We start from the raw sequence: 26,209 nt of genomic DNA, 5'->3' as shown, positions 1-26,209 counted from the left end.
AACTTCCTGGCCCATACCGGTCTACGCCTTTGAGGTCGTCACTCAAATCCCGAAAGATCTTTAAGAGAATCCCGAGGCGGCCGCACGGCCGTGATCGAATACACTCTCGTAGCCGCCGTAAGCGCGCGGCGGCTGGCCAGTGCTCGTCGCAGACGGTGACTGGCTCGGCGAGGCCAAAGGCTTCCTGTCCTGGCCGATGATGCGTCGGTCCGGGCGTTTGGAGGAACGCATGGTCGTCGAGGCCGATAACCGCGTACCGGCGGGATTCCGGCAGCGCTGCGGACATCGTGAACTCGCCCGGGCCGCTACGATGAATGTCGATGCGGGGGCGTAGGCGACTCAAGCGGGAATCGCACTCGGCGGACCGGGGACGGCCGCCGGTTCAGTCGTGGCGGATGGCCCTGCGCCCTACCGTCCGCGGTCGGCCGCTGGCGGGATGGGCGTTGCGGTGGGCCGCCGTGCGCTGTGTCGGCGGCGCTGTCGCGGGCATGCTGGTGACGGTCGGGTGGCTGTTCGTCTCCGGTGGCCGGCATCCCGTGCAGAGCGGGGTGGCCGGTCTGGTCGTGGGCAGCTTCGCCACCGCGTTCTACCGCCGGGGCGCGGACGTCGACCGGCCGCGCGGGGTGTGGGCCATCTGGATCGGGCATCTCCTGGCCATCGTATCGGTCGTGATCTGGGTGCCGGCGTTCTACGAGCGCTCACAGGGTGCCGTCGTGCACGCCTCGGTGACCGCCGTCGGCACGCATTTCACGCGGGTGGCGCCGCATACTCGGTACGACATCCAGCTTTTCGACGATGCTCACGGTCGCTATCTCTCCCGGTGGCTCGACGGCACCCGCCATGAGCCGTGGCGGGTCGGCGACCGGGTCGACGTCTACGCCGACCCGGACGGAACGCTACAGCCATTGCTGCTGGAGGACGCCGAGACCGATGAGTGGGCGGTGGTGCTCTCCGTGGCCGCACTGGCGCTGACCGCCGCGGCCGCGCGACCGTGGGCGCGTTCGATCCGCGTGCTGCCGCCCGGCGAACCAGACGTGTTCCAGCGGCTGCGGCAATACTTCAACGGCCCGTCCCAGGACCAGCACAGCACCGGCAGACCATCGGAAACGCCGCCGGGCACGTCGGGATAGCCGACCACCGCCGCGCACGTCGTCCAGGCGATAGCTGCGCCGGGCCGGCATTCCAGCATGCGTTCATGCCGCAAGTCGTGCGGTCAGGCTTGGCCGTCGCCGGCAAGGCGCTCGCGTACCTCGTCGACCAACTGGCGGTAGTTCTGCCTGAAGGGCTCGAGCGATGTGCGTTCGAGAAGAACGGACAGGATCCAGAGCGCAATCAGCTCAGCGTGGTGCGACATCCGTCGGGCTGACTCCGTCTTCGTCCCCGCAACGGTGCAGCCATTCGAAGAGGTGAGCCACCCCCGCTTTTATGGAGCTTCTTGATCATGGTCTGATGGCCGTGGAGAGGAAGATCCGTGGCAGCACCGAAGAAGCACCCCGACGACCTGCGGCAACGCGCTGTGCGGCTGTATCGGGAGTCGGACCCGAAGCCGATGATCCGCCGGCTGGCGGAGCAGCTTGGCGTGCAGCACGAAGCGTTGCGCAACTGGATCCGGCAGGCCGAGGCCGATGCCGGGGAGCGCACCGACCGGCCCTCCAGCGACCTGGTGGAGGAGAACCGGCGGTTGCTGAAGGAGAACGCTGAGCTGCGGCGGGCGAACGAGATCCTGAAGGCGGCGAGTGCGTATTTCGCCTCGGAGCTCGACCCGACCCGGCGACGGTCATGACGTTCATCGACGAACACTCCGACCGCTTCGCGGTTGCGCTCCTGTTGCGGGTTCTGCAGATTCCCACCTCGACGTACTACGCCTGGCTGCGCCAAGCCGCCGAGCCGTGCGACCGGGACATGGTCGACCGCGGGCTGCTGTCCAACATCTACGACATCTGGACCGCGTCCGGCTGCACCTATGGCACGGACCGGGTCCACCGGCAGCTGCGCCGCGACGGCATCCGGGTCGGCCGCAAACGCGTCGAGCGGCTGATGGCCGGCCAGCGCTGGCAGGGCGCCTACCTGCGCCTCGGCTGGCGCGGCGGCTCAACCCGCCAGGACCCGAACGCCACCCCGGCCCCGGACCTGGTCGGCCGGAACTTCACCGCCACCGCCCCGAACCGGCTGTGGGTCGCTGACGCCACCCGCATCCCCTGCGGCGAGGGGGTGTTCTGGCTCGCCGCGGTCCGCGACGCCTTCTCCAACCGCATCGTCGGGTGGAAAGCCGGCGACCGCTGCGACACCGACCTCATCCTCGGCGCCCTGGAATACGGCATCTGGACCCGCGGGTGCGCGACCAACAGCTGATTCATCACTCCGACAGGGGCTCGAACACGTCGTTCCGGTTCACGCAACGCTTGTCCGACAACGGGATCCTGCCCTCCATGGGCTCCGTCGGCGACAGCTACGACGCACTGATGGAGAACTTCTGGTCCACCCTGAAGATCGAACTCGTCTACCGCACGAGCTGGCGGACCGTCCGTGAGTCGCGATCAGCCGGCTCCAGTTCCGCACCGCGGACCGGCTCGCTACTGGTTCGCCGACCGGCAACGAAGACGGGCCTGTCCGGAGATGGGCGCGGCACACCCAAGGCTGCGGCACGGTCGCCGGGAAAGACGCGCCACCGGGATCACCACGACACTGAGCACACCGAGCAGCCGCAGCAGGTAGGCGGCGGCCACGAACAGGATCACCCGCCACGACCAGGCGCTGGCATGCGGACGCTGCGCGGGATGCCGTCATCGACGGTCGGTGCCGCCTCGACGACCAGCGCCGGTGCGGTCCGATCGGCGGGCTCCCCACCGATGTACGGCGGCGGGGTGCCGCGACGGGCGGCGATCAGGCGCATCTCCGCCCGGTCACGGGTATGCTCAACCAGCTCACGGCGGCAGCTCTCTTCTGTGGGAGTCAGGGGTCACGCCCGGCCATGTACTGCGCGCATCGCCGGAGCGTGCTGCCCGGCCGGATGGGTGGCGGGCGATCGTCGGCAGCCCGCCGCGCCGCTGATACAGCCGCGACAGCCGAGCGGAGAGACTGATCGTGTGCCGCGGCGTCCAGGCGGCCCGTATACAGATGCCCACCGATGAGCGCGGCAAAGCGCGGACATGAGCGCCTGGGCCGGCGCCCTGCCCGCCTGAAGAATCCGCGATCACGACGCCCGGCGTGACCAGACGCGACCCGCGGCCGGACGTAGTGTGGAGATACGTCTGCCTTCCATGACCGGTGGCGCTTCGCCCGACGCTGGTGCGCACGCCGCCCGTCGGCATCCAGCGGCCTTCGACGGCCACTCCCCCTCTCGGACACACGCCGACAGAAAGGCCAGCCATGCTAGCCAGCGCTCAAACCCCTGAATCGCCCGTCCAGCCCCGCCTCACGCTGGCCGGGGGCCGGATGCCCAACGCCACCCTCAACGGCGGCTGGTGGCCACGTTCGTGGGAGCCCGCTGCCGAGCTGCCGGGTCTGGTTGCGGCGCTCACCGAGCAGTACGGACCGATCCGCCGACTGATCCTCAACAGCCGGGTCTGGCGGACCGGCGTGGAGCCCGCCGCGGTCAACTCCGGCCCGGTTCCGGTCCGCTGGTTCAGCACGACTGAGCCGAGTCTGCTGATCGCGATCACCGAGCCCGGGAACCAGATCAACCTGCTGGTCGTGCCGCCCGGCGTCAAGGCCGCCACCGCCCAGGCCGCGATGGACAAGGCGGCGGATCCGGCCAATCGGCTGCAGGCTCCGGCCATCCTCGCCGTTCTGTCCGTCCCGGCCGGATGACGGCTGCGGCTTGACCTGGCACGAGCGCCCGGCATACAAAGGCTCGCGGACGGCGCTCACCTGGCAGGCGTCGAGGAACGGGCGCGGCGCCGCGCCAGTCCGATCTCCGTTTCGGCCTTGGCCCGGTCAGCCCAGGTCCGGCGCTCGATGTCGATCTTCGCGCCCGGATCGAGGTCCACGCAGATCCGGAAGAAGCGCTCGATTTCGAGCCGGAAGAAGCGTTCCAGATCCTCGATGTCGCGCAGGTGGCCCAGACACGGATCGGGCGGTGGGCACACACACAGCACCTCCGGGTCGGCCCGTGCTCGTCGCGCATGCGGAACATGCCGATGGCCCGGCATCGCACGAGACAGCCGGGAAAGTAGGCTCACGCACCACCACTAGGCGTCCAGCGGGTCGGTCCCCTCGCTCGCCCCCGTCGCAACCACCTCGGCAAGAGGAGGATAGTCATGGCTGCCGAGGTCCAGAGCAGATTAGGTTCGACTGCGGATAGTGTGCCCGCCGGTCAGGCTTCGGCGGGTGTCGCGGGTGAACGCCCCACGGTGTCGAGGTGCCGGAGTGCCTGAATGTAGGAGGCGATCAGTCCGGTTTCGAGATACGAGACTCCGTGAGTGCCGCAGAATTCCCGGATGATGCGTTGTGCGTGGCGCAGATTGCCTCGGGGCATCGAGGGGAACAAGTGATGTTCGATCTGGTAGTTCAGCCCGCCCAGCGCGAGGTCGGTGAGCCAGTGGGCGCGCACGTTGCGGGAGGTCAGGACCTGCCGGCGCAGGTAGTCGGCGCTGTCACGCGCGTCGAGCTGCGGCATGCCCTTGTGGTTCGGGGCGAAGGAGCAACCCAGGTACAGCCCGAACATACCCTGATGGATCGCGATGAATACGAGCGCCTTTACCGGCGGCAGGACCAGGAACACGCCGGCTAGGTAGACCCCGACGTGCAGCCCCATCATGAGTCCTTCGCGGAGCCGGGACCGGGTGCGGTCATTGATAAGGTATCGCACGCTGGCGACCCTCAGGTTCAGCGCTTCCAGCAGCAGCAGCGGGAAGAACCCCCATGCCTGGTAACGGTGGAAGAAGTGGCCGACGGGTCCGCTCGTTCCAGCCTGTCCAGTGGTGAACACCAGGACGCCCGCGCCGACGTCGGGGTCGCGCTCCTCGTCGTTGGGGTGGGCGTGGTGGCGGTTGTGTTTGTCGACCCACCAGCCGTAGCTGAACCCGACGCCGATGTTCGCCAGGACCACGCCGAGGATGTAGTTGGCGCGGCCGGACCGGAAGATCTGCCGGTGCCCCGCGTCGTGGCCGAGGAAACCCAGCTGCGTGGAGATCACCGCGAAGTAGACGGCGACCGCCGCCTGCCACCACGAATCGCCGACGAGCAGGAAGCCGGCCACGCCGGCGGCGCACGCCACGACGGTGGCGGCGATCCGGCCCGTATAGTCACCGGGACGCCGGTCGAGCAGGCCGGCTTGCTTGATGCGGCGGGACAGTTCGGAATAGGCGGTTCCCTGAGGCACGACCGCCTCGGTGAACCGGTGGCCAGCAGGCCCAGCGCTTGTGCGCATAAGGACTCCCACGACACGATCTACAACGAACCGAGCCGTCGCCGGGGTCCAGAGCGACTTGAGCTTTGACCGTGGTTACCCCCGGACGGGACGGGGTAACGCGCTTTCCGATGAGAATCGGTGCCATTCCATGGCCAGGGCCAGGGAACCCTCGCCTACGGGTGATTTGGCTCTGGTCCGGTGTCGCCGAGTACACCTGTCCGGCGTCCGGCTGGTCCGGCCCATGGCAGCGCCTGCGGAGGAAGGTGCGGCCATGCGGAACGGATTCGGTCGGGCGGCACACGGCGAGCTGAGATGCGGTGGTTTGGTGTTGTGGTGAGCCGGACGGGCCGCCGAACCGGGGCGCGGCTTCGCGCGGCCTGTGTCGCTTCCGCCACCGGACGGGCTCGTCGGTCTGTTGCACCAGGTCTGCGCCGACACCGCCCAGGCGCTGTCGGCCTGCGGGGTGGGGGGTTGAGTGTGATGACCGCGGACGGGATGCACGGCATCGCCGCCGCCTCCGACCCGGCACCGCCCGGATCGAGGAATTGCAGTTTACCTTCGGCGAGGGGCCGAGCATCGACGCGTTTGCGGACAGCCACCCGGTGCTGATGCCGGATCTCGGCGCCGTGGCTGCGAACCGGTGGCCGGTCTACACGCCGGCGGTGACCGATGCCGGGGTGCGGGCGGTGTTCGCGTTCCCACTGCGGTCCTTGAGCAGGTAGCCGACTCCGCCGTGCGGGGTGGCGGGCAGCTCGCGCGCGTAGAGCGGCTCCACGTGCTGGGAGAGCACCAGCGTCGGCAGGCCGGGGATGCGGGTGCGGGCCGCGATCGCCGCCTGCAGCCCCCGTCGGTGAAGGTCAGCGGCAGGCGGACGTCGATGGCCGCGACATCCGGCCGGTGTTCGAGCAGGGCGGCCAGCAGGGCCGGTCCGTTGTCGACCGCCGCGACGATGTCGAAGTCGAAAGGCGCGCCGCCGCTCCAGGTCGGCGCGCACCCGCACCAGACTCATCGCCCACGGCACCAGCGCCAGGCCCAGGAACGGCACCGGGCTGAGGACCAGCGCCACGACGGGCAACGACCAGCAAGGGCAGGTTAGTGAACGCGAGACCGACCGCCGCCAGACCGGACACGACCCCGCACGCACCCCGGCGCGCCCACCGACCCGTCACCGCGCCAGCGCCGGTCATGCCCACACATCACAATGTGCCAGCGGACCCGCAGACGGGCGGTGGTGCTAGCACCCCACGGCGGCGCCAGGCAACGACCGGTCGCGCCGTGCCTGGATCCGTGCCGGAGGTGTAGGTTTGGGTGCGCGCCGCCCATCGGCGGCTCGAGCCGGTGCCGCAGTGGTCATTGTCCATTGTGGACGATGGACGTTGTCGCAACCCGTCGAAGGGGACACACGCCATGGCCGTCGAGCATCCGACCTGCCTGCTGTACCTGCTCACCGTCGGCCGCGACAAGGAACTCGTGCTGCGTGTGCACGGCACCGAACTCTCCATCGAGCAACTCACCGCGTGGATGGCGGAAGAGTCCGTCCACGCGCTGACGGTCTCGCGGTTCGGCGACGAACAGACCTCCACGCTCCTGCTGCACTTCCGGCACGTGGTCGGCGCGCGGCTCGCTCCCTACAGCGAGACGCGCACCGGATCGTTCTGAACGGCTCAGCCGCGGGCGGCAGGTCCTCGATGGCGAGGTTGACGCGGACCCGAGAGCAGCCAGTGCGGCGCTGCCAGAGCCGTGGAGTCGGTCGCCGGGACCACGCGCAGCGGGTACGGTGACGGTGTCCGTTACGGCGGCGGCCGGCAACGAGCGGCTTCTCCTTCGCCGGCGACACTCCGCGGGCCACGAACGGTACGGCTGAAGGAGACCCTGACATGACCTACGAGGACTTCACGCCGTCATCCGACAGATCAACCGGTTCTGGCTCGACACCGTCCACCTCCCCGCATGACACCGCACACGGCTCATCCTCCACGCACCGGCACCCGACCTCCGGCGAATGCTTGAGATCACCGGCCTGACCGAGGTCTTCGTCATCGAGCCCTGATCGCCGGCGGCCAGGGACGGATGCGCATCAATGTTGGTCCGGCCAGGGCATCGCTGTCAGGCGCAGGGCGCCGCCCAGTTCCTCGACGCGGAAGCGTTCGGCCTGGCCGCTGCCGGGCAGCACAGCGTCGTAGAACCTAGCGTTGCTGATCTCGATCGTGCCGCCCGCCCGGCCGATCAGCACGCTTGAGTACGGCGCGCAGGTTGACATCGCTGAGATACCGCAGGTGGGCCGCCTTACCTCTGCCGCAACGTCACGGGTGCCGGGCGGTACACGACGTGTGGCGTCCGCCGTGAATCGTCTCGCGTCACCTGCGAGATCGAGTCGTCGCCTCAGCTCAGCCGCGTGCTACGGTGGCAGCGTTGACCCGTTTCGATCAACGTCCCGGGTCTGCGGCGGCGAACCGCCGCCACCATGGTGCTCGCACCGAATGACCAGCGCCGGGTAAGCATTCTGCGCTCGCCGGCCGGCGCCGCACCCGCCATTGAGGGGTGGGTCTCATGCCAACAACCATTGGCAACCGCTGCGTCCATGCCGATCCCCGGCCGGCCGGCCGACGGCGATGACGATCTCCTACGGATTCCTGAGCACATACCCGCCGACACAATGCGGACTGGCGACCTTCACGGCCTCGCTGCTGCACGCCCTCACCTCCCCGGCCGGCGGGGACCGCGCGGGCGTGGTAAGGGTGGTGGAATCAGCCACCTACAACGATCGCCCAGAGGTCGTCGGACACCTGGTGCCGCACGCCCTCGACAGCCACATACCGGCCGCCGACACGCTCGACCGCCACGACATCGTGATCGTCCAGCACGAGTACGGCATCTACGGCGGCACCGACGGCGAGAACCTGCTGCCCGTGCTGCGCCGGCTACGCACCCCCGCGATCGCGGTGCTGCACACCGTGCTGAGCCGGCCCACCGCCCACCAGAAAACGGTACTCGAACAAGTCGTCGCGCTCACCGGCGCCGCCGTCACCATGACCGAGGCAGCCCAAGCGCGGCTCATCGCCGGGTACGACGTCGACCCGGCCAAGGTCTGCGTCATCCCGCACGGCGCGCCCGAGGCACCGCCACTGCGACTGCTCAACCCATCTGGTGAACCGGTGATCCTCACATGGGGCCTGCTCGGCCCCGGCAAAGGCATCGAGTGGGCGATCGCCGGGCTCCGCCTGGTCCGCCACCTGACGCCGCGGCCACGATACGTCATCGCCGGCCAGACACACCCCAAAGTCCTCGCCGAACAGGGCGAGGCCTACCGGCTCATGCTCTACTCCCGGGTCCGGGCCCTCGGCGTCGCCGGCCTGGTCAACTTCGAACGCGCCTACCTCGACCAGGACCGCCTCAACCGGCTGGTCGGCCGCGCCGACGTCGTCCTGCTACCGTACGACTCACCTGACCAGGCCACCTCGGGCGTGCTCGTCGAGGCATTGGCCGCGCACAAACCCGTCATCGCCACCACCTTCCCACACGCCGTAGAAGTGCTCAGTGACGGCGCCGGCCTACTCGTACCGCACCACGACGCACAGGCGATCGGCACCGCCCTCAAACGAGTCCTCACCGAACCCGACCTGGTCAGCGGCATGCACCACCAGGCCACACGCATCTCCCAGAACAGCCGCTGGACCGTCGTCGCCGAGCGGTATCGCGCCCTCGCGGTCACGCTACTGAGCCGGGCACCGGTGCCGCTGTGACGGCGCGGTACCCGGAGCCCTCGTACGACCATCTGCTGCGGCTCAGCGACGACACCGGGTTGTTGGAGCACGCCGACCACGCTGTGCCTCTCCGGCGGCACGGCTACTGCGTCGACGACGTGGCGCGCGGCCTCGTGGTGCTCTGCCGGGAGCCGGACCCGCCGGAGGCGCTGCTGCGGCAGGCGGAGGTGTACCTCGCGTTCATCGTCCACGCGCAGTCGCCCGACGGGGCGTTCCACAACCGGCTCGGATACGACCGGCACTGGCTGGACGAGCCCGGCACCGGCGACTGGTGGGGCCGAGCGGTGTGGGCCGCCGGAACTGCCGCCGTGCGCAGCCCACTGAGCTCCGCACGGGAGAGCGCCCTGACATGTTTCGAGCTCGCCGCGCGGTGCCGGTCGCGCTGGCCGCGGTCGATGGCCTACGCCGCGCTCGGCGCCGCCGAGATCCTGTCGGTGCGCCCGGACCACTCCGGTGCGCACTGGCTGCTCAACGACGCGGCGGCGACCATCGGCCCGGCCCGCGACGACCCTGGCCGGCCGTGGCCCGAGCCCCGGCTGACGTACGCCAACGCGCTGCTCGCGGACGCCGTGATCGCGGCCGGGCAGCACCTCGGGCGCCCAGCCGTGCTGACCGACGGGCTGAACATGCTGCGCTGGCTGCTGGACGAGGAGACGTACCACGGGCACCTGTCCTGCACGCCGGTCGGCGGCCGGCAGCCGGGCGACCGGAAGCCGGGCTTCGACCAGCAGCCGATCGAGGCGGCCACGATCGCCGAGGCGTGCGTGCGTGCCCTCGACACCACCGAGGACGAGCGGTGGGAGGCCGGGCTCGTCTCGGCGGTCGACTGGTTCATCGGGAAAAACGACACCGGCGTCAGCCTCCGCGATCCTGACACCGGTGGCGGCTACGACGGACTCACCGCCGACGGGCACAACGCCAACCAGGGCGCGGAGTCCACGCTCGCCCTGCTCTCCACCCTCCAGCACGCCCGCCGGCTGGCCTGAGCCGCTACGCCCGCCGACTTCACACGAATGGTTCGTGGGCTGGGCTGGCCTGGAACGGCCGGCCGTGTTACGACACCCTGCGGCCGTCACCCTGGACCCGATGCGAATTCTGTAAGCCACGGATTCGACGCCACCCAGAGGGCCATCATGGTCGGCTACGTGTCCTCACCTTCGACCGCCGTCGCTGGTCCGTCAGCGGCGGCGAACCCGTCGCCGCGACATCTGCGCCGGGCCCCGCTGCACGCGGCGTTGGCCGCGCCGGGCGGGAGGTCGATCACGACGGTCTCCGCCCCGGCCGGTGCGGGCAAGACCGACCTGGTCGTGGACTGTCTCGAGGCAGGGTTGGGTGTTGTGGATCGACGGCGCGTACCCGGCCGCGGTCGCGCTGATCCGTTCCGTCCTCAAAGCGGGCCCGGAGGTCACCGGCCGCGTCGCTGGCGTTGCCGGGGCCGAACGGGTGAGGGTAGCGTTACCAGGAGTGATGTCGGTTCGACGTTCGGTCGACATGGGCTGCCCTCAGAAACCCCCAGCCGAAAGGGCCTGCGGGTGAGACGCCGCTCTCACGTCTGCCGCACCGGGTTGCGGTTGCGCGCTGCTGCCCTGTCGGCGTAACTGGCGCAGGTCACGGTCGCGCGCCGGCCGTCACTGGCCGGGCTCATCACCGGACATCTCTCCTAAGGTGGGCGGCACAGTGGAGCTGATGCAAAAGATCTGCGTCGACGCTGCGCAGGCATTGTCGGCCTCGGGGGTCGGGGTGAGTCTGATGACCTCCGACGGCGCTCACGGCATGGCCGCGGCGTCGGACCCGAACACCGCGCGGATCGAGGAGCTGCAGTTCACCTTCGGGGAGGGCCCGTGCATCGACGCGGCCGCGGCCGGCCGCCCCGTGCTGGTGCCGGACCTGACCGACGGGGCGATGCGCCTGTGGCCGATGTACACCGCTGCGGTCCTGGACGCGGGAGTCCGGGCGGTGTTCGCGTTTCCGCTGCAGGTCGGTGCGGCTCGCCTCGGCGTCCTCGATGTGTTCCGGGCCAGCTCCGGGGCGATGTACAGACCGGAGCTGGGCCGGGCGCTGACGCTCGCCGACCAGGTCGTGACGACCTTGTTGGACGGTCAGGAACGGACCACCGGCACGGACGAACTGGACGAGGCATTCGAGCACCGTGCCGCACTGTTCCAGGCCCAGGGCATGGTGATGGTCCAGTTGGGCATTCCCCTCGCGGAGGCGCTGGCGCGGATCCGGGCCTACGCCTACGCGACCGACCGGCCGTTGAGCGAGGTGGCCGCGGACATCCTCGCCCACCGGATCCGCCTCGACACCGACCATGCATGAACAGTGGCACGAACACCGCAGGAAAGGCCGAGAACTGTCATGACCACCGTATCCGAACAACGTCTGGCGGCGATCTTTGTCGAGGTGGCCGACACTCTGGTCGGCGGGTTCGACCTGATCGAGTTCATGCAGATGCTCGCCGACCGCGTCGCCGGGCTGGTCAACGACGCCACCGTCGGCCTGCTGCTGGCCGACGAGCAGGACCGTTTGCAGTTCATGGCCGCCTCGGACGAGACGACCAGCCTGCTCGAGCTGCTGCAGCTGCAGTGGCGGGACGGGCCGTGCCTGGATGCGTTCCGCGGCGCGGAGCCGGTCGTCAACGCCGACCTGTCCACCGCAAGCCCCCGCTGGCCGCGGTTCGCGCCCTACGCCACGGCCGCCGGGTTTCGCTCCGTGCATGCGTTCCCGCTGCGGTTGCGTAACGAGGTGATCGGTGCGATGGGCGTCTTCGGCACCGGCAGCGCCGCCCTCGACGCCACCGACGTGCAGATCGTGCAGGCACTGGCCGACGTCGCCGCGATCGGCCTGCTGCAGGAACGGGCGATCCACCACAGCGAGGTGCTCACCGAGCAGCTGCAGGGCGCGCTGAACAACCGCATCATCATCGAGCAGGCCAAAGGGGCTGTTGCGCAGGCGCACAACATCTCCGTCGACGCGGCCTTCGAGCTGATGAGGGACCACGCCCGGCGCACTCACCGGCGCCTCAGCGACGTCGCCCTTCGCGTGCTCACCGACGTCACCAGCCTGCCCGATCTCACCGCTGACTGACCGGCGCGCAGGTGCGACGACCTGAATGCCGGCCAGCTCGCCGATGGACCGGCCGCGCCGAGCTTGCTGGCGTGCCGCACGCCGGCAAGCGGTGACGGACCTGGACTGGCATCCGCGACCCGGCCGCCTCGGTGGCGGACCGCAAGTCAATGGTGGAACCCGGCAGCGCGCCGGCCTTGCGCAGCGAGCCGGGTTGGGCCTCCAGCCCCAGCCGGAAGGTGGTCACGAACGTGGCCAGGTTGAGCCGGGCGATCAACGCCGGCGGCCGCCGGGCCGCACCTACGTGGACCCAGCCACGTCCACGTGCCCCACGTGCGGGCGCCCCCGCCGTGGCACTCCCGAGGCTCAGCCGAAGGCGATCAGCCCGTCGTGGTCGTCCACGGGAAGATCGCCGGCGGACACCGCTCTGACCTCCAGGCTGCGCAGCACGGCACGACCGGCCGTCACCGTGGTGAACACGATGTCGGCGGCGTCCCGGCCAGTGGCGACCCGGGCCAGCGTCGGGCGGGGCGCCAGCCGTGTCGCGTCCCACACCTGCCAGCGGCCGTCCAACGCGACCTCCACCACCGAGTGGAAGTCCATCAGGGCCAGGCCGGGGGCATACACGGCAGCGACGCGTGCGAGGACGTCGACCGCCCGGCAGAGCGCGGCGACGAGATGCGCGAAGTCGCGGCAGACGCCGCGGGCGGACAACAGCGTGTCCACCGCATCGGTAGCGGGCCCGCTCGACTCGGACATATGCCTCACGTGCCGCCATACGTAGTCGCAGATCGCCCGCACCCGCTCCAGTGCGGTGGGGAGCTCACCGAAGTGGCTCAGCGCCATGCCGGTAAGTCGGTCCGACGGGCAGTACCGGCTGGGACGCAATGCCGCCACCCGCTCCTCATCGGTCACCCGAACGGGCGTGCCAGGCCCGGCGGTGATCGTCGCGTCGTACTCGATGGTCACGCTGCTGGGCTAGATATGGAGCAGATGCTGCCGCCCGCCGGCCGCCCCGGCCAGTTCCTGCGCGGGCAACGCGACCATGTTGTTGACGATCTCCAGACGCTCGCTGATCGTCACCGCTGGCCGGCGGGCAGCGACTGTCTGGATCACGTGTAGGCATCGATGGTGCCTTCGGATTCCAGACCGTGCCGTCAGCGGGTGTGTCGCGGCGCCTCGGCGGTCACCGTGGTAATGCCGCCATCTCATCTCCTCGCAGGTCAGGTCCGGGAGAATGGACGCCATGAGCGTCGAGTCGACGTTGCTTTTCGTGCTTGCCGCCGTCGCCCGCGCCCGCACCTGCTCACCTGGGGGTTGCTCGGTCCGGGTAAAGGCATCGAGTGGGCGCTACGGGCGGTGGCTCGCCTGCGGGATCTCCGACCGGCTGTAACCTACACCGTCGCCGGCCGGACCCCATCCGAAAGTCCGCGAGCGCCACGGTGAGGCTTACCGGACCCGCCTGCAGCAGCTCGGGGCGCTGCTGGGAACCTCCGAGGTCGTGGACTACCTGCCGGTGTACCACGACGAAGCCGCTCTGGGGCGCCTGATCCGCTCCGCCGACGTCGTCGTGTTGCCGTACGACTCCTCCGGACAGGTCACCTCCGGTGTCCTCACCGCGGCGGTAGCCGCTGGCGTTCCCGTCGTCGCGACGCCCTTCCCGCACGCCGTCGAACTGCTCACCAACGGCTCCGGCCTGCTCGTGCCCCACCGCTGTCCGGCGGCGCTGGCGGCCGGCATCCGGTGGATTCTCATCGATCCGGGCGGTGTCGCTCTCAGCAGCCACGCTCGGCCGCCGACTGTGCTGTGGCCCGCGGTCGCGGCCCGCTACGAGACGCTCGCCGAACGGCTCCGGAGCGCCGGCAGCCCGGTCGCCGCCACGGTGGCGCGGGCGTGGACCGTGCCGATAGCCAGCAAGGCCGTGCCCGCCCCCAGCTTCGCGCATCTGGCCCGGTTGACCGACGACACGGGTGTTCGAGCACGCGCGCCACGCCACCCCTCGCCGCCAGCAGGGCTACTGCACCGACGACGTGGCCCGCGGACTCGTCGTCACCAGCCGGGAAGCCGACCCCTCCGACACCGTGCTGCGGCTCTTGGCAGTGTTACCTGGCGTTTCTCACCCACGCACAGGACGGCAGTGGTGCCTTCCACAACCGGCTCTCCAACGACCGGCGATGGACCGACGAGCCCGGGCTCGGCGACTGGTGGGGACGCGCGCTGTGGGGCCTGGGCACGGCAGCGGCCCGCAGCCCGGCACCCTGGATCCGCATCGAGGCGTTGACGGCGTCCACCGTCGCCGCGAGCCGCCGGTCCACCGCACTGCGCGCCATGACCTTCGCGGGCCTCGGCGCGCGATGTGGGATCCCAGCACCGGCGGCGGAATACGACGGCCTGACCCCACACGGACCCAACCTCAACCAGGGCGCCGAATCCACCCTGGCCTTCATCAGTACCCTGCAACCCGCCCGGTCGCCGAACCCGCCGGCGGTGTGACGCAACACTCTCGACACGCCAAGGTCTACCTTCCGATGACCGGCGGCCCTGGCCAGGTGCCGTACTTCGACGAACAACGGCCGCATCCTGCTCACCCGGCAGGCAGCGATGGGCGGGCGCGTTCCTGCGAGCGCTTGATCTCCGCCTCGGCTTCCGCCCGGTCGGCCCAGGTCCGGCGTTCGACGTCGATGCTCTTGCCCGGCTCAAGGTCCTTGTAGATCTGGAAGAAGTGTTCGATCTCCAGCTTGTAAAAGTGTTCCAGATCCGTGAGGTCGCCCAGGTGCCCGAAGCGAGGGTCAGCCGTGGGCACGCACAGCACCTTCGGGTCGGGTCCCTTCTCGTCGCGCATACGGAACATGCCAATGGCCCGGCAACGGATGAGGCAGCCGGGAAAGGTCGGTTCCTGCACCATGACCAGTGCGTCGAGCGGGTCGGTGTCCTCGCCGAGCGTATGTTCGATGAAACCGTAGTCGGCCGGGTACTGGGTCGCGGTGAAGAGGGTACGGTCCAGCCGGATCCGACCGGTCCGGCGATCCATCTCGTACTTGTTGCGCGTTCCCTTGGGGATCTCGATAGTGACGTCAAACTCCATGGCCGATGCTCCGCCCTTCGGACGACATCACGGGGATTTCACTCGCGCTGACTCAAGCCGACCGAACTCCCACCGCACGGGAGACCTCTAGTGCCAAGCTACACGGCTGAAGTGGCACGTGGGCTCGTCCGCAAACCGCCCTTCGCGTCGATCCATCGCAAGACGGCAGTGCGACGCGACGCCGTACACGCTGCACAAGCCCTCGGGATTCTCTCGGCCGGCGAGGTTCCACCGGACCCACCGCCGATCGGCGCCCAACGCGGCTCGTGACTTCGGTCTGGCAGCCAGAGCCGCGACGTCGGCATCAGATTCCAGGACCTGGGCGGCAGTTGGCCAACCACGCCGGAGATCGGCCTGTGCAACCCGGACAAGATGCGCACCACACGCTACCGCTACCGGGGAACGGCCATCCCCACGCCGTGGGCTGCCACGGGGTCGGGCCGGTCGACCGGCGGGCTGGTCACCCGGTGCCTCACCCCGGTGGTCACCGGTGACCGGCATAGTGTGGGCGCCGATGCGTCTGGTCGGCGAAGGGGCCGCTGATGGAGGCATACCAGGAGGCCGACTTCCTTGCCGTGCTGAGCCGTCTCATGCTGTGCGCGGACGATGTGCGCTCGGTGCTGCCGGAGGTTTCGCGCCGCCTGGCGCTGCAACTGCGGGTGCCGTTCGCTGCGATCGAGTTCGACAGCGTCCCAGGCGACGAGCGCCGGGTTGCGTTGCCGCTACAGTACCGCTCGCAGCCCGGCACCCTCCTCGTCCCCGCCGACCTGCCCGAGCCGACCCTGCAGCGCCTCCGCGACCGCGTGGTGCCCCAGCTGGAGACGCTGCTGGCAGTCGCGACCGAATACAAGGCGATGGCCGAGTCTCTGCGGACGAGCCGCGACCAACTGCACGACCTCGCGACGGAACAGGCGGGTCTGCGGCGGGTGGCGGTGCTCGTCGCGTCCGGTGCTCCCCCGGCCGATGTGCTCGCCGGGATCGTCGCCGAGGCCGCCACGCTGCTGGACGCGGACGCCACCAGGCTGATGCGCTATACGTCCGCTGACACCGTCACCGTCTTCGCCGGGTACGGCACGCCCGGCACCGAGACCTGGCTGGGTCGGCGATTCCACATCGACGGCGACGTCACCGAGCCGGTGCTGCGAGCCTCCCGCCCGGCCAGAGTGGACAGCTACGACGGTTGTCCCGGTGCCTTCGCCGACCTCGCGCGCCGCGAAGGCTTCACCTCGTCGGTCGCCGCACCGTTCTCGGTGGGTGGCCGCCCGTGGGGCTCCCTCGTGGTGCTGTGGTCCCGCCGGGAGCCACCGCCACCCGGCGCCGAGGAGCGGCTGGCACAGTTCGCCAAGGGCGTGGCCACCGCGATGGCGAACGTCGAGAGCAACGCGTCACGTGCCCGGATCGTCCGCGGCGTCGAGGAGGACCGCCGCCGCTTCGAACACGACGTCCACGACGTCGTCCAGCAGCGTCTGGTGTCGCTCGGCCTGGAACTTCGTGCGGCAGAGGCGATCGTGCCGGACGAACTCGACGAGCTCAAGGCGCGGCTCTCCCGCACGATCGACGGCCTGACAAACGTCTTCACGGTTCTGGAAGAGATCACACGCGGCATCCACCCGGCCATCCTCACCCAGGCCGGGCTCATGCCTGCGCTCAAGGCGCTCGCGCGACGCTCGGCCGTCCCAGTCACGATCAGCCCTGGTCCCGAGCGCCAGCTGCCCCGCAGCGTCGAGGTGGCCGCGTACGACGCCGTATGCGAGGTGCTCACGAACGCAGCCAAGGACGTGCACGCCCCCTCGATCAACGTCGATGTCGACACCACCGTCGACCGGGCGACCGGGCGCGAGTTCCTCGTGGTCTCGGTCCGCGACGATGGTGTCGGGGAAGCCGACCTGTCCCTCGACACGGAGCTCGTAGGCCTCACCGACTGGGTGGAGGCACACGGCGGACGCCTGCAGATCTCACGTCCGGCAGGTCGGGCGACGTCACTGTGCATCATCTTCCCGACCGACATCGACTCCGGGCGGTTTGACGGTGCGCTGCCAGATGTCGATTGAGTGAGTGGTCGCAGCGATTCACCAAGGGCGATGCGCTCGAGCGGCGGACGACGGCCTCGCCCGCGGCCGACCGCCGATGCCATTTCAGCAGGAGCACCCGGTGATCGTTACGCGCAAGACCAGCGCCGCAGCCGCGGGAACCGCCGTCAGGCGTACCGGGTCGGTTTCCGATGATGAACCCCGAACGAGGGGCTGGTGCATCGCTCATGCGCTGTCGAACCCCTCAGTGGCCTATCATTGGCGCGTCTCGACCGCTCCGGACCCCGGCGGTGCCCTCGCTGCTGGCATCGTTGGGAGCTTCGATGACAACACCGCAGGTGGACCCGTCCACCGCTACGACGTCATACAACAGTCTCGTCCGGGAGATCGCAGACCGGGACCCGGCTGCTCTCGCCAATCTCCACCGTCTCCTGGTCCGCCGGATCTTCGTCCACGTTCGCGCCGGCCTGGGCGACACTGCCGCCGCTGTGTCGACCGTCCGTGCGGTCTTCGTCGAAGTGTGGCGACTCGCACCGGCGTCGAGGATGTGGCACGACGATGCACACGCATGGCTGCTCACGATCGCCAATCGGCGGGTTGCCGAGCATCTGCGGGCACAAGGACTTCCGTTCTCGCTGGCGATGGGCTACGACGAGCACATCAGCCTGGAGTTGAACGCCCTGCTCCGGCACGGGCGGGCCGTGTACCGCGAGGGACACCGACGATCGGGCAGCTGATGATCCTGGCCTGCCGTCATGTCACCTGCCTGCGCTGCCCGGATTGTCTTGACGCACAGCTGCGGAGTAGCGTCAGCGGCACGACGCCGATCCCGGCGCTTGACTGCCCTGGCTGGCAGTGCCGGTCTGCGGAGGGTGCGGTCATGAGCTGGCGCCAAGACCGCCGTGTTGCCTGCAGTTGTGAGCCGTTGCCCTGGGCTGTCGTGATCGGCACGGCCGATGCTCATCCATCAAGTGCCCCGCCGTATCTTCGATGCCTGGCTGTCACACAAGACGGCCGGCATGGTTGAGCTGTTGGAACGCGTCTGCGTCGACGTCGTGCAGGCGCTGTCTGCCTCGGGAGCCGGGGTGAGCGTGATGACCGGCGACGGCGTGCACGGCATGGCAGCAGCCTCGGACCCGAGCACCGCGCGGATCGAGGAGCTGCAGTTCACCCTCGGCGAAGGCCCTTGCATCGATGCCTTTGCGTCCGGCCGGCCGGTTCTCGTGAGCGATCTGGCGGATGGAGCGACGAGTCGATGGCCGCTGTACACCCCCGCGGTCCGGGACGCCGGGGTCCGGGCAGTGTTCGCGTTTCCGTTGCAGATCGGTGCGGCCCGCCTCGGCGTCCTGGACGTGTTCCGCACCCGACCCGGCTCGTTGTCCCGAGCGGAACTGGGTCAGGTGTTCACATTCGCCGACCTGATGGTCATGACGCTGCTGGACGGTCAGGAACGGGCCGACGTCGGCGAGTTCGACGAGGTGTTCGAGCACCGCGCCGAGCTGTTCCAGGCCCAGGGCATGGTCATGGTCCAGTTGGGCATACCCCTCACCGATGCCCTGGTGTGGATCCGGGCCCACGCCTACGCCAGCAACCGGCCGTTGATCGAGGTGGCCGCGGACATCGTCGCCCGCCGGCTGCGGTTCGACATTGACCACGCATGACCACCGCGACGACGATCGTAGGAAGGCCGGGAAGCCGACATGACCACCGTATCCGAGCAACGCCTGGCGCGGATCTTCGTCGAGGTCGCCGACACCCTCGTCGATGAGTTCGACCTGATCGAGTTCCTGCAGACGCTCGCCGACCGCGCCGCCGGGCTCATCGACACCGCCACCGTAGGTCTGCTGCTAGCCGATGAGCAGAACCGGCTGCGGTTCATGGCCGCCTCGGACGAGACCACCAAGCTGTTGGAGCTGTTCCAGCTGCAGTGGCAGGACGGCCCCTGCCTGGACGCGTTCCGCACCGCCGAGCCGGTCGTCAATGCCGATCTGCGCACCGCAAACGCCCGCTGGCCGCGGTTCGCGTCCTACGCCACGGCCGCCGGGTTCCGCTCGGTGCATGCGTTCCCGCTGCGGCTGCGCAACGAGGTGATCGGCGCGATGGGCGTCTTCGGCACCGGCAGCACCGCCTTCGATGATGCCGACGTGCAGATCGTGCAGGCCCTGGCCGACGTCGCCGCGATCGGCCTGCTGCAGGAACGGACGATCCGCCGCAGTGAGGTCCTCACCGAACAACTCCAAGGGGCGTTGAACAGCCGGATCGTCATCGAGCAGGCCAAGGGTGCCATCGCGCAGGCGTATCACATCTCCGTCGATGCGGCCTTCGAACTGATCCGGGCCTACGCCCGGCGGACCAACCGGCGGCTCAGCGACGTCGCCCACCTCGTGGTCACCGACCTGAGCAGCCTGCCGGACCTCACCACTGCCTGACGCACCGCCACAGCATCTCCTCAGTACAGCCTGTCCCCCAGCCTGTCCTCGCATCGGACTCCACGCAGGAAGCAACGCAAGCTGCAATGCCTGCTTCACCACGGGCAGGAGGTCGTACGGCCATGGATCGAACGTCGTGACCGTTGGACGAACCGGACTCCATCCGGTACCTGGAGCAGGGCCGCATCCGAGGGACCTAGAAGCTGCGCGGCTGGTTTGTCTGCTGGGCTGGAACGGCCGACCGGGATGCGATATCGTCGGGCGTCACCTCGGACCCCGGTGGCGAATTCTGTAGGTCAGGGATTCGACGTCACCCAGAGGGTCGTGATGGTCGGCTATGTGTCCTCACCTGCGGTCGTCGGTGGTCGGGCGGTCGCGGCGAACCCGTCACGGCATCTGCGCCGGACCCGGCTGCACACGGCGTTCGCCGCGACAGACCGGCAGTCGATCACGACGGTCTATGCTCCGGCCGGTGCGGGCAAGACGGAGCTCGTCGCGGACTGGATCAAGGCGATCGGCGCGTTGTCCCGGTCGGTGTTCGTGGACCTCGCCGCGTGCGCTACCGCCCGATGGTGGCAGGCGCCGCTGCGCTCCCCTTCGTGGTGGCCGTCGTGGCCGGTCAACGTGGCCGAGCTGGCCCAGGCGCTGCATGAGGGCATTCCGGCGCAAGTCGGCGGCCGGGTGATCGTGGTGTTGGACGGCACCGAGGCGGTTGCTGGCACCGACTTCCTGCCACAGGTACATCAGTTTGCCGCCAGTGAGGATCGCCTGCACGTCGTGATGCTGGGCAGACACGCCCCACCGGACCGATCTCCGTCACGCCTGGCTCACTCCCAGATCAACGCGCTCCGCGGGCGTGACCTGGCCTTCACCGCCGCCGAAACGGCTACCCTCTGCGTTCAGCGAGGGCTTGACCTGCCCGCGGCCGTCAGCAGGCGCTTGTATGCCGCCACCGAGGGATGGGCTGCGGGGCTCGCGGTCGCGACCGCGGTGCTGAACGGGGAACCGCATGAGCCGGAAGGTGTCCTGCAACAGCTGCTGCGCACCGGCGCGGGGCTGTCGGAGTACGTGATGCGGGACGTGTTGGGCAGGCACCCGGCCGACCTCCGCCAAGCCGTACGCGACTCCAGCGTGGTCGAATCCGTCTGCCCGGACCTGTTCGCCGCGCTCACCGGCCGCACCGACGCCGCCGACGTCCTGGCCGATCTCGCCCGCGACGATATGTTCGCCACCTGCCTTGACGACACGTCCGCCTGGTACCGCTACCACCGGCTCTGGCGCACCGCCCTCTACACCACACTCACCGAGGACGACCCCGCCCACACGCACCGACTGCATGCCACCGCCGCAGACTGGTACACCGCACACCTGCAGCCCGCCGAAGGACTGCGTCACGCACTGGCCGCGGCCGACCGGTCATCGGCCATCAGGATCGTGCAGCAGCACGGCGAGCAGATCCGCGAGGCCACCCCGCAGGCGGCTGTGACCGCCGCGACTCCGGGCCCCTGGGCATCGCTCGCCAACGATGCACCCCTCGCCCACGCCTTCGCCGTGCACCGCGGCGCCGGCAACGACACCGCAGCCCCGCCATCCACGGTCTGGCACTCGATGACCGCCGTCCGGCGGAAGGCAGCAGGACCGGCTGACCTGATCCAGCACTCGGCGCAACCCATCTGGCATGCATTGCGCCAAGGGGACTACGAAGCTGCGCAGGCAGCGCTTGATTCCGACGGGTCGGCCACCGGGCGCAGCCCGTTGCAACGAAGCACGATGCTGCGCCTGCACGCCGTTACCGCCCGGATGACCGGCCGGCTACGCGACGCGGTCCGCCATGCCGACGCCCTCGGCGAGGACGTTCGCGCGAACGGCCTCGTGGGCTCCCACGACGGCGGCTGGGCGCGGCTGATCCTTGCCGAAGTGGCCGTCCAACGTGGCACACCCGAAGCGGCCGTGCAGCATCTCGACGCGCTCGCGGTCCAAATGTGGCAGTCGGTACCCGCGCTCGTCGCCGCCCAGCAGTTCCAGGCCGCGCTGCTCTGCCAGCAACGCCACGACTACGCCGCCGCGTTGGATGCCGTCCAACGACTCATCGTTGACGGCGACGACGCCTTGCTGGTCCCGCAATGGGCCGCACGAGTGCTACGGATCGAGCTCCTCGTCGCCATCGGCCGGCTCTACGACGCCCACCGGCATTGGCGTGCCGACGCCGCCGCCGTCCCCGCGTCGACCGCAGCGATCACCACCGCGAAACTCGTGCTCGCCCGCCAACCGCAGGCCCGCATCGACCAGCTGCTGCGGCCCCTGCTCCACGACCCACGCATCTCGCTGTTCCACCAGGTCGAGCACCGTCTGCTCATGGCGCACCAGGCGACCACCACCGGCGACCCGCAGCACGCCACGCACCTGCTGCGCCAGGCCATGGTCCTCGCCGACCTGGAACAGCTACGGCACCCGTTCCATGCCAACCACCACGTACTCGCCCCGACTCTCAACCATCTCCCCTCGACAGCCATCACCCCACCGGCGGGCGGTCCGTTGAGCCCAAGTGAGATCTCGGTCATGCGACACCTGGCCGGACACCGAACCGTCCACGAGATCGCCGCCGAGCTGCACCTCTCCCCGAACACGGTGAAGACCCACGTCGCGTCGATATACCGCAAGCTGGCGGTCCACACCCGGCGCGACGCCATGCACGCCGCGCTCGCCCTCGACATCCTCCCCACCGGCCACATTCCACCGAATCCCATGCCGACCGGCACCTGACGAGGCTGCCGATGAACACGGCCGCCGTGGCCATGCTGCGCCGGACCGACAGTTACGGCCTGGACCATCCCGCCGACATCGTCACGCCGCTGTGGCGCATTGAGGTCGCGGGGCGATTTGGCTGGACCGTCCCGGAGACCCGGACCCGCATGGCCCGATTCGAGCCGCTCGGCCTCGACGTGCCGTGTCAGGCAGAGCATTGCCCGGACAGCATCGTCGATTGCCGGGACCTGCTAATGCTGACGACGCATCTCGACGGGCAGGCGCCGGTGTTAGTGGGGCAGGTGGCCCCGGAGCATCTCCACGCTGCTGCCGATGAGAGCGGGGAGTCGGTCGCGGATGTCCTCGAGGCATGGTCGAAGGCGGAAACATCGGAGGTGTACCACTGGATAACCGTTGCCGAGACACTCCTCCGCGCTCCCGACCCCCCGTGGACGTGATCGGCCGAGTACGTCGACACTGTTGCTGATCCAGTCCCAGTTCGACTCCGCCTCCGGCGACGCCGCCCGGACCGCCGCGAAAGACGCACCACCCTTGCCACGTGTGACTGGGCAGCTCTCAAGAATGAGCCGCTGATGGAGCTGAGGCCTACTCATTTGGTCGAGCCCGGAAGGGCTCAGATGGAGGTTGACGGAGTGTGGATGCAGGCGCCACCGAGAGGGCGGCGAACGAGCTGCGCTGGTGGAGACGGTGGGTTTGAAGCATGACCTGGCATGCACGCCACCGCGAACACTTGAAAGGCCTCGGCCTGGGAGCCTATGCCGAGAAGATCATCGCGCGGACGCACGAGGAGATCTGGGTTACGGCGACGCCGAGCGAGTCACTGGCGTTGGGTCAATCACGAATCGGCGGGGTACCTGATCTGCCGGATGGCGTTGCGTGGCCGCGCCAGCGTTGGACACGCGCCGAGGTTCAGGCCTGGCCGGAGTACGCATGCCGAGATCTCGACGAAGCGATCGCGTCCGGAGTCGTCACGACGGAGCCAGGGCACTTCGCAGCCGCATTACCCTTCGTCGCGCAGCTTGATCTCAGGGATGTTGCCCCGTTTCAGACAGTGCTGCCCCGGAATGGTCACCTGTGGCTGTTCGCTGATCAGACATCCGACGGTGGAGAGGTCGGCGGCCTCTTCTGCGTCGCAAGCGCGTGGCTGTTTGAGCCCCGGTCCAGGCCACTTCGCCGGGCGATGCCCCCGCCTGTTCCCGAACAGTTCGCCGCGGGCTCGATCTCATTCGCGCACGGCACGGCGATGCCGGACTTCCACGACGAGCACCTCGCGCTGCCGGATGCCTACTGGCATACGTACGAGAGCGCGCGCGTGGCGGTGCAGCAGCCCGAGCCGAGGCACGCCCTCCTGCCCGGCCCCGATAGCGGAGCGATCGGTGACGTGCCGCCTCCCGGTTACACGGCGCTTCTCCGGGTTGACACCGATGACGCACTCGACATGAACTGGGGCGATGCCGCGTGGATCACCTTCGCAGTCCCGAACGCCGCACTCGCGGAGCACCGGTTCGACGGACTGATAGCCATCCGTTGGTACGGATGACCACGACGGCATCATGCGGCTCCGGCGGCGGATGTGCGCGGCGGCGGTCCCCACCGCATCGCGCTCACCCTCGCCACGCGGACGACGATGGATCTGGGACTCGCCATCACCAGCCCGTTCAGCCGGCATCCGGTGCAGATAGCGCAAGCGATGGCCAGCCTGGTCCACCTTGACGGCCGGGACCGGAACTGGGTGCTCGGGCTCGGGGTCGGAAACAGCGATCTCGTCCTCGGCCCGCTGGGTCCGCGGGCCGGAGCAGACGCCCGGCGTCTGGTCGGGGCGGTGGAGGTGGTCCGCCGGCTCGCCGCACATCGCCTGGCAGCCTGTGATCCTGCTCGATCCGGGAGAGCCCATGCCCGAGCGAGCCCGACGGTTCGCGGCCATGCTCGTCCGGACCACAGCGCCAGCCGTGCTGGAGCTCATGGGCGTCTCGGAGACCGTGCGGGCACACGCCCGCACCAGCTCCCTGCTACCCGAGCATCTCTCGGACGACGATGTGCGCGGTCTGGTCGCGGTGGGATCGCCGGCGCAGATCCGGTCCCGGGTCCTGGATGCCGCGCATGCCGGCGTGACCGGGCGGTCATGCGTCTTCCTCGGTGCACTCGCGGACGCCACGCAGACAATGCGAGTGTTCGCCGAGGAGGTCATGGCTCCTGTGACGGATTCGACTTCCTCGGGTTCCGCATCCAGTGGGCGCCGCAAACGAGGAACGGACCGGTCATCGGCACGATGTCACCTGATACCGAGGAAACGACGGGCGTTGTTCGTCCTGATGGCTGCTCGTTGGTCCGGGGTGAGGAAGGACGAGCGGTCGACGACCTCGCCCACCGGGCGCTCCCCCAGCGGGTACGGGTAGTCGCTGCCGACCATGACCTGGGTGGCGCCGAGCGTGTCGACCAGGACCCGCAGCGCTTCGGGTCGGAAGACCACGGAGTCCACGCTGAAGCGGGAGACGTAGGCCGACGGCGGTTGCTGCGAGGTCGCGATCACGTCGGGGCGCCGGTGCCAGGCGTTGTCCAGCCGTCCGAGCCAGAAGGCGAACGAGCCGCCGCCGTGGGCGAAGCAGATCCGCAGCGTCTCGGGGACCTTGTCGAACACTCCCCCGAGGATCATCGCGATGATCGACAGGTGGGTCTCGGCGGGCATGCCGGTCAGCCATTGGGCCATCCACCGGTCGGTCCGGGGCGAGGCCGGCATGTCCCACGGGTGGACGAAGACCGGTACACCATGTTCTCAGGAGGAACGTCATTCGCATCACCCGGGCAACAATGCCCCGCCCCTGGCTCCGGGGCGCTGTCGCTCTCCTCACGGCCGCAACGTTGGCCAGCGCCCTGGGCGTCGCTCAGGGCCGGCCCGCACCGGCGTAGCCACCGACGGCCGGATGGCTCAACTCGCAAACCGTTCCCGACCACGCCGCAATTGGTGGCGGCGGATACAAGCACGTCGTCATCAGCCAGGCGACCGGCGCGAAGACAGAGTCCGCGCCGCTGACGTCGGCCAAGGCGAAGCAGGCGCAGATGCGTGCCGTCGAGTCGTGTCGATCCGGTTGACGGTCAACATCGCGATGCGGCTGACGGGCTTTGCACCAGCAGCCGGTCGACGCCCATCACCTGCACGAAGGGAGACATCGAGGCGATCCAGGACAACCGCCTGCGACGCCCGGCCGACCAGATCCCCCAGACCGGCCTGCCCGACCGCGTCGAGCTCGGCCCGCACCTGCGCCATCACCGCCGCACGCACCTGAGACTCAAACGCTGAACCTGCGGATTGAAAGTCCGAAGTGGACGATCAACTCGCTCAAGTTCAAGCATAGAAACAAAAAGTCCATGGCGAGTGCCCGAGCGTCCGATGCTGTTGGGCAACGTCCGTGCTGGTCGGCTGGCTCGAATCCCCGAAAGAGCGGATGCTCGCTTTGCGCCGGACGCGCGAGTTCCTGCGCCGTCCGCTTCCCTCCGTGCCAGGTAGCGAACATCCGAGCAACCAGCGAGCAACCGATCATGGGGCCACCCCGGCTACGCAGGCTTCCACGGTCCCGCCGGCATCCCAATCAGTCGACACGAGAGGACTACGGTGCGTCGCGGCCCAGCCTCCAGTGGAAGTGCTTGAGCAATTCACTCATCTGGTTCCCCTCTAGGTCAAGGGGTCTTCGCAAGATTCTTCCGGGTTGTTCTAGGCT

Annotated in this window: 26 protein-coding genes and 2 pseudogenes; 20 read left to right on the top strand and 8 right to left on the bottom strand. The window is 69.2% G+C overall.

Annotated elements, in window-relative coordinates; genetic code table 11:
- Positions 1 to 139: 139 nt before the first annotated feature.
- The 6 genes from ABD352_RS40760 to ABD352_RS40735 all read left to right on the top strand — a co-directional run bounded on the left by ABD352_RS40760 (position 140) and on the right by ABD352_RS40735 (position 3,810).
- The gene (locus tag ABD352_RS40760) at positions 140 to 334 is read left to right on the top strand and encodes a hypothetical protein (protein ID WP_344617940.1); all 195 of its coding nucleotides are present in this window, start codon (positions 140 to 142) and stop codon (positions 332 to 334) included.
- A gap of 229 nt (positions 335 to 563) precedes the next feature.
- On the top strand, positions 564 to 1,130 hold the full coding sequence (locus ABD352_RS40755; protein ID WP_344617939.1) for a hypothetical protein: 567 nt from the start codon (positions 564 to 566) through the stop codon (positions 1,128 to 1,130).
- A 65-nt stretch (positions 1,131 to 1,195) separates the two neighbouring features.
- Positions 1,196 to 1,366: a hypothetical protein gene (locus ABD352_RS40750; RefSeq protein WP_344617938.1), complete on the top strand. Its 171-nt coding sequence runs from the start codon at positions 1,196 to 1,198 to the stop codon at positions 1,364 to 1,366.
- Between the two features lie 105 nt (positions 1,367 to 1,471).
- A complete protein-coding gene (locus ABD352_RS40745) occupies positions 1,472 to 1,783 on the top strand; it encodes a transposase (protein ID WP_344617937.1) in 312 nt (103 codons plus the stop codon).
- A complete protein-coding gene (locus ABD352_RS40740) occupies positions 1,780 to 2,352 on the top strand; it encodes an IS3 family transposase (RefSeq protein ID WP_344617936.1) in 573 nt (190 codons plus the stop codon). Before ABD352_RS40745 ends, ABD352_RS40740 begins: the two co-directional genes overlap by 4 nt.
- A gap of 1,017 nt (positions 2,353 to 3,369) precedes the next feature.
- The gene (locus tag ABD352_RS40735; protein ID WP_344617935.1) at positions 3,370 to 3,810 is read left to right on the top strand and encodes a DUF5994 family protein; all 441 of its coding nucleotides are present in this window, start codon (positions 3,370 to 3,372) and stop codon (positions 3,808 to 3,810) included.
- Between the two features lie 56 nt (positions 3,811 to 3,866).
- On the opposite strand, the gene ABD352_RS40730 is transcribed toward ABD352_RS40735, so the two are convergent.
- The 3 genes and pseudogenes from ABD352_RS40730 to ABD352_RS40720 form a co-directional block, all read right to left on the bottom strand.
- Entirely contained in the window at positions 3,867 to 4,181 is a 315-nt protein-coding gene (locus ABD352_RS40730; protein WP_344617934.1) for an inorganic diphosphatase, read from the bottom strand.
- Between the two features lie 134 nt (positions 4,182 to 4,315).
- The gene (locus tag ABD352_RS40725; protein ID WP_425553861.1) at positions 4,316 to 5,371 is read right to left on the bottom strand and encodes a fatty acid desaturase family protein; all 1,056 of its coding nucleotides are present in this window, start codon (positions 5,369 to 5,371) and stop codon (positions 4,316 to 4,318) included.
- A 670-nt stretch (positions 5,372 to 6,041) separates the two neighbouring features.
- Positions 6,042 to 6,316, bottom strand: a pseudogene (locus ABD352_RS40720) (response regulator); the annotation flags it as partial.
- Between the two features lie 444 nt (positions 6,317 to 6,760).
- On the opposite strand from ABD352_RS40720, the gene ABD352_RS40715 reads away from it, so the two are divergent.
- On the top strand, positions 6,761 to 7,012 hold the full coding sequence (locus ABD352_RS40715; protein WP_344617932.1) for a hypothetical protein: 252 nt from the start codon (positions 6,761 to 6,763) through the stop codon (positions 7,010 to 7,012).
- A 418-nt stretch (positions 7,013 to 7,430) separates the two neighbouring features.
- On the opposite strand, the gene ABD352_RS40710 is transcribed toward ABD352_RS40715, so the two are convergent.
- Positions 7,431 to 7,586 (bottom strand): hypothetical protein, encoded by a 156-nt coding sequence (locus tag ABD352_RS40710; protein ID WP_344617931.1) that lies wholly within the window; start codon positions 7,584 to 7,586, stop codon positions 7,431 to 7,433.
- A 379-nt stretch (positions 7,587 to 7,965) separates the two neighbouring features.
- Here ABD352_RS40710 and ABD352_RS40705 point away from each other — a divergent pair, with 379 nt between their 5' ends.
- The 4 genes from ABD352_RS40705 to ABD352_RS40690 all read left to right on the top strand — a co-directional run bounded on the left by ABD352_RS40705 (position 7,966) and on the right by ABD352_RS40690 (position 12,204).
- Complete coding sequence (locus ABD352_RS40705) at positions 7,966 to 9,096, top strand: glycosyltransferase (protein WP_344617930.1); 1,131 nt, start codon at positions 7,966 to 7,968, stop codon at positions 9,094 to 9,096.
- Complete coding sequence (locus tag ABD352_RS40700; protein WP_344617929.1) at positions 9,093 to 10,103, top strand: glycosyltransferase; 1,011 nt, start codon at positions 9,093 to 9,095, stop codon at positions 10,101 to 10,103. The genes ABD352_RS40705 and ABD352_RS40700 overlap by 4 nt, the downstream gene beginning before the upstream one ends.
- Positions 10,104 to 10,803: 700 nt before the next feature.
- Positions 10,804 to 11,436, top strand: a complete 633-nt coding sequence (locus tag ABD352_RS40695) for a GAF and ANTAR domain-containing protein (RefSeq protein ID WP_344617942.1) — start codon at positions 10,804 to 10,806, stop codon at positions 11,434 to 11,436.
- A 39-nt stretch (positions 11,437 to 11,475) separates the two neighbouring features.
- Complete coding sequence (locus ABD352_RS40690) at positions 11,476 to 12,204, top strand: GAF and ANTAR domain-containing protein (RefSeq protein ID WP_344617928.1); 729 nt, start codon at positions 11,476 to 11,478, stop codon at positions 12,202 to 12,204.
- 345 nt (positions 12,205 to 12,549) lie between these two features.
- Here the strand turns inward: ABD352_RS40690 and ABD352_RS40685 are convergent, their stop codons facing one another.
- Both ABD352_RS40685 and ABD352_RS40680 read right to left on the bottom strand, forming a co-directional pair.
- Entirely contained in the window at positions 12,550 to 13,152 is a 603-nt protein-coding gene (locus ABD352_RS40685) for a transglutaminase-like domain-containing protein (RefSeq protein WP_344617927.1), read from the bottom strand.
- A 9-nt stretch (positions 13,153 to 13,161) separates the two neighbouring features.
- Positions 13,162 to 13,299, bottom strand: a complete 138-nt coding sequence (locus ABD352_RS40680) for a hypothetical protein (protein ID WP_344617926.1) — start codon at positions 13,297 to 13,299, stop codon at positions 13,162 to 13,164.
- Between the two features lie 385 nt (positions 13,300 to 13,684).
- Here ABD352_RS40680 and ABD352_RS40675 point away from each other — a divergent pair, with 385 nt between their 5' ends.
- Positions 13,685 to 14,464, top strand: a complete 780-nt coding sequence (locus tag ABD352_RS40675; RefSeq protein WP_344617925.1) for a glycosyltransferase — start codon at positions 13,685 to 13,687, stop codon at positions 14,462 to 14,464.
- 303 nt (positions 14,465 to 14,767) lie between these two features.
- Here the strand turns inward: ABD352_RS40675 and ABD352_RS40670 are convergent, their stop codons facing one another.
- A complete protein-coding gene (locus tag ABD352_RS40670; protein ID WP_344617924.1) occupies positions 14,768 to 15,268 on the bottom strand; it encodes an inorganic diphosphatase in 501 nt (166 codons plus the stop codon).
- A gap of 590 nt (positions 15,269 to 15,858) precedes the next feature.
- Here ABD352_RS40670 and ABD352_RS40665 point away from each other — a divergent pair.
- From ABD352_RS40665 to ABD352_RS40635, 7 genes are all read left to right on the top strand, one after another.
- Entirely contained in the window at positions 15,859 to 17,319 is a 1,461-nt protein-coding gene (locus ABD352_RS40665; protein ID WP_344617923.1) for a GAF domain-containing sensor histidine kinase, read from the top strand.
- A gap of 269 nt (positions 17,320 to 17,588) precedes the next feature.
- On the top strand, positions 17,589 to 18,035 hold the full coding sequence (locus ABD352_RS40660) for a sigma-70 family RNA polymerase sigma factor (RefSeq protein WP_344617922.1): 447 nt from the start codon (positions 17,589 to 17,591) through the stop codon (positions 18,033 to 18,035).
- A gap of 219 nt (positions 18,036 to 18,254) precedes the next feature.
- Complete coding sequence (locus ABD352_RS40655; protein WP_344617921.1) at positions 18,255 to 18,959, top strand: GAF and ANTAR domain-containing protein; 705 nt, start codon at positions 18,255 to 18,257, stop codon at positions 18,957 to 18,959.
- A gap of 39 nt (positions 18,960 to 18,998) precedes the next feature.
- Positions 18,999 to 19,727 carry a GAF domain-containing protein gene (locus ABD352_RS40650; protein ID WP_344617920.1) on the top strand — a complete coding sequence of 243 codons (729 nt, stop codon included), beginning with the start codon at positions 18,999 to 19,001 and terminating at the stop codon, positions 19,725 to 19,727.
- 327 nt (positions 19,728 to 20,054) lie between these two features.
- Positions 20,055 to 22,490, top strand: a complete 2,436-nt coding sequence (locus tag ABD352_RS40645) for a winged helix-turn-helix domain-containing protein (RefSeq protein WP_344617941.1) — start codon at positions 20,055 to 20,057, stop codon at positions 22,488 to 22,490.
- A gap of 11 nt (positions 22,491 to 22,501) precedes the next feature.
- The gene (locus tag ABD352_RS40640; RefSeq protein WP_344617919.1) at positions 22,502 to 22,930 is read left to right on the top strand and encodes a wHTH domain-containing protein; all 429 of its coding nucleotides are present in this window, start codon (positions 22,502 to 22,504) and stop codon (positions 22,928 to 22,930) included.
- Positions 22,931 to 23,193: 263 nt separating this feature from the next.
- The gene (locus ABD352_RS40635) at positions 23,194 to 24,033 is read left to right on the top strand and encodes a DUF1963 domain-containing protein (protein WP_344617918.1); all 840 of its coding nucleotides are present in this window, start codon (positions 23,194 to 23,196) and stop codon (positions 24,031 to 24,033) included.
- 732 nt (positions 24,034 to 24,765) lie between these two features.
- Here the strand turns inward: ABD352_RS40635 and ABD352_RS40630 are convergent.
- Positions 24,766 to 25,266, bottom strand: a pseudogene (locus ABD352_RS40630) (amidohydrolase family protein); the annotation flags it as partial.
- 288 nt (positions 25,267 to 25,554) lie between these two features.
- Here ABD352_RS40630 and ABD352_RS40625 point away from each other — a divergent pair.
- Entirely contained in the window at positions 25,555 to 25,791 is a 237-nt protein-coding gene (locus tag ABD352_RS40625) for a hypothetical protein (protein ID WP_344617917.1), read from the top strand.
- The last annotated feature ends 418 nt before the right edge of the window (positions 25,792 to 26,209 follow it).

Origin of the sequence: Dactylosporangium salmoneum (assembly GCF_039532525.1) — a bacterium.
Classification (GTDB): Bacteria; Actinomycetota; Actinomycetes; order Mycobacteriales; family Micromonosporaceae; genus Dactylosporangium; species Dactylosporangium salmoneum.
Note: the sequence above shows the minus strand (reverse complement) of the source record. Positions and strands in the feature narration are given on the sequence as shown.

Excerpts from the sequence above, each read along its gene's own strand:
- ABD352_RS40750 (WP_344617938.1), top strand. The coding sequence starts at position 1,196 with ATGCCGCAAGTCGTGCGGTCAGGCTTGGCCGTCGCCGGCAAGGCGCTC.
- ABD352_RS40740 (WP_344617936.1), top strand. The coding sequence starts at position 1,780 with ATGACGTTCATCGACGAACACTCCGACCGCTTCGCGGTTGCGCTCCTG.
- ABD352_RS40735 (WP_344617935.1), top strand. The coding sequence starts at position 3,370 with ATGCTAGCCAGCGCTCAAACCCCTGAATCGCCCGTCCAGCCCCGCCTC.
- ABD352_RS40725 (WP_425553861.1), bottom strand. The coding sequence starts at position 5,371 with ATGCGCACAAGCGCTGGGCCTGCTGGCCACCGGTTCACCGAGGCGGTC.
- ABD352_RS40715 (WP_344617932.1), top strand. The coding sequence starts at position 6,761 with ATGGCCGTCGAGCATCCGACCTGCCTGCTGTACCTGCTCACCGTCGGC.
- ABD352_RS40705 (WP_344617930.1), top strand. The coding sequence starts at position 7,966 with ATGACGATCTCCTACGGATTCCTGAGCACATACCCGCCGACACAATGC.
- ABD352_RS40695 (WP_344617942.1), top strand. The coding sequence starts at position 10,804 with ATGCAAAAGATCTGCGTCGACGCTGCGCAGGCATTGTCGGCCTCGGGG.
- ABD352_RS40690 (WP_344617928.1), top strand. The coding sequence starts at position 11,476 with ATGACCACCGTATCCGAACAACGTCTGGCGGCGATCTTTGTCGAGGTG.
- ABD352_RS40670 (WP_344617924.1), bottom strand. The coding sequence starts at position 15,268 with ATGGAGTTTGACGTCACTATCGAGATCCCCAAGGGAACGCGCAACAAG.
- ABD352_RS40665 (WP_344617923.1), top strand. The coding sequence starts at position 15,859 with ATGCTGTGCGCGGACGATGTGCGCTCGGTGCTGCCGGAGGTTTCGCGC.
- ABD352_RS40655 (WP_344617921.1), top strand. The coding sequence starts at position 18,255 with ATGCTCATCCATCAAGTGCCCCGCCGTATCTTCGATGCCTGGCTGTCA.
- ABD352_RS40650 (WP_344617920.1), top strand. The coding sequence starts at position 18,999 with ATGACCACCGTATCCGAGCAACGCCTGGCGCGGATCTTCGTCGAGGTC.
- ABD352_RS40645 (WP_344617941.1), top strand. The coding sequence starts at position 20,055 with ATGGTCGGCTATGTGTCCTCACCTGCGGTCGTCGGTGGTCGGGCGGTC.
- ABD352_RS40640 (WP_344617919.1), top strand. The coding sequence starts at position 22,502 with ATGAACACGGCCGCCGTGGCCATGCTGCGCCGGACCGACAGTTACGGC.
- ABD352_RS40635 (WP_344617918.1), top strand. The coding sequence starts at position 23,194 with ATGACCTGGCATGCACGCCACCGCGAACACTTGAAAGGCCTCGGCCTG.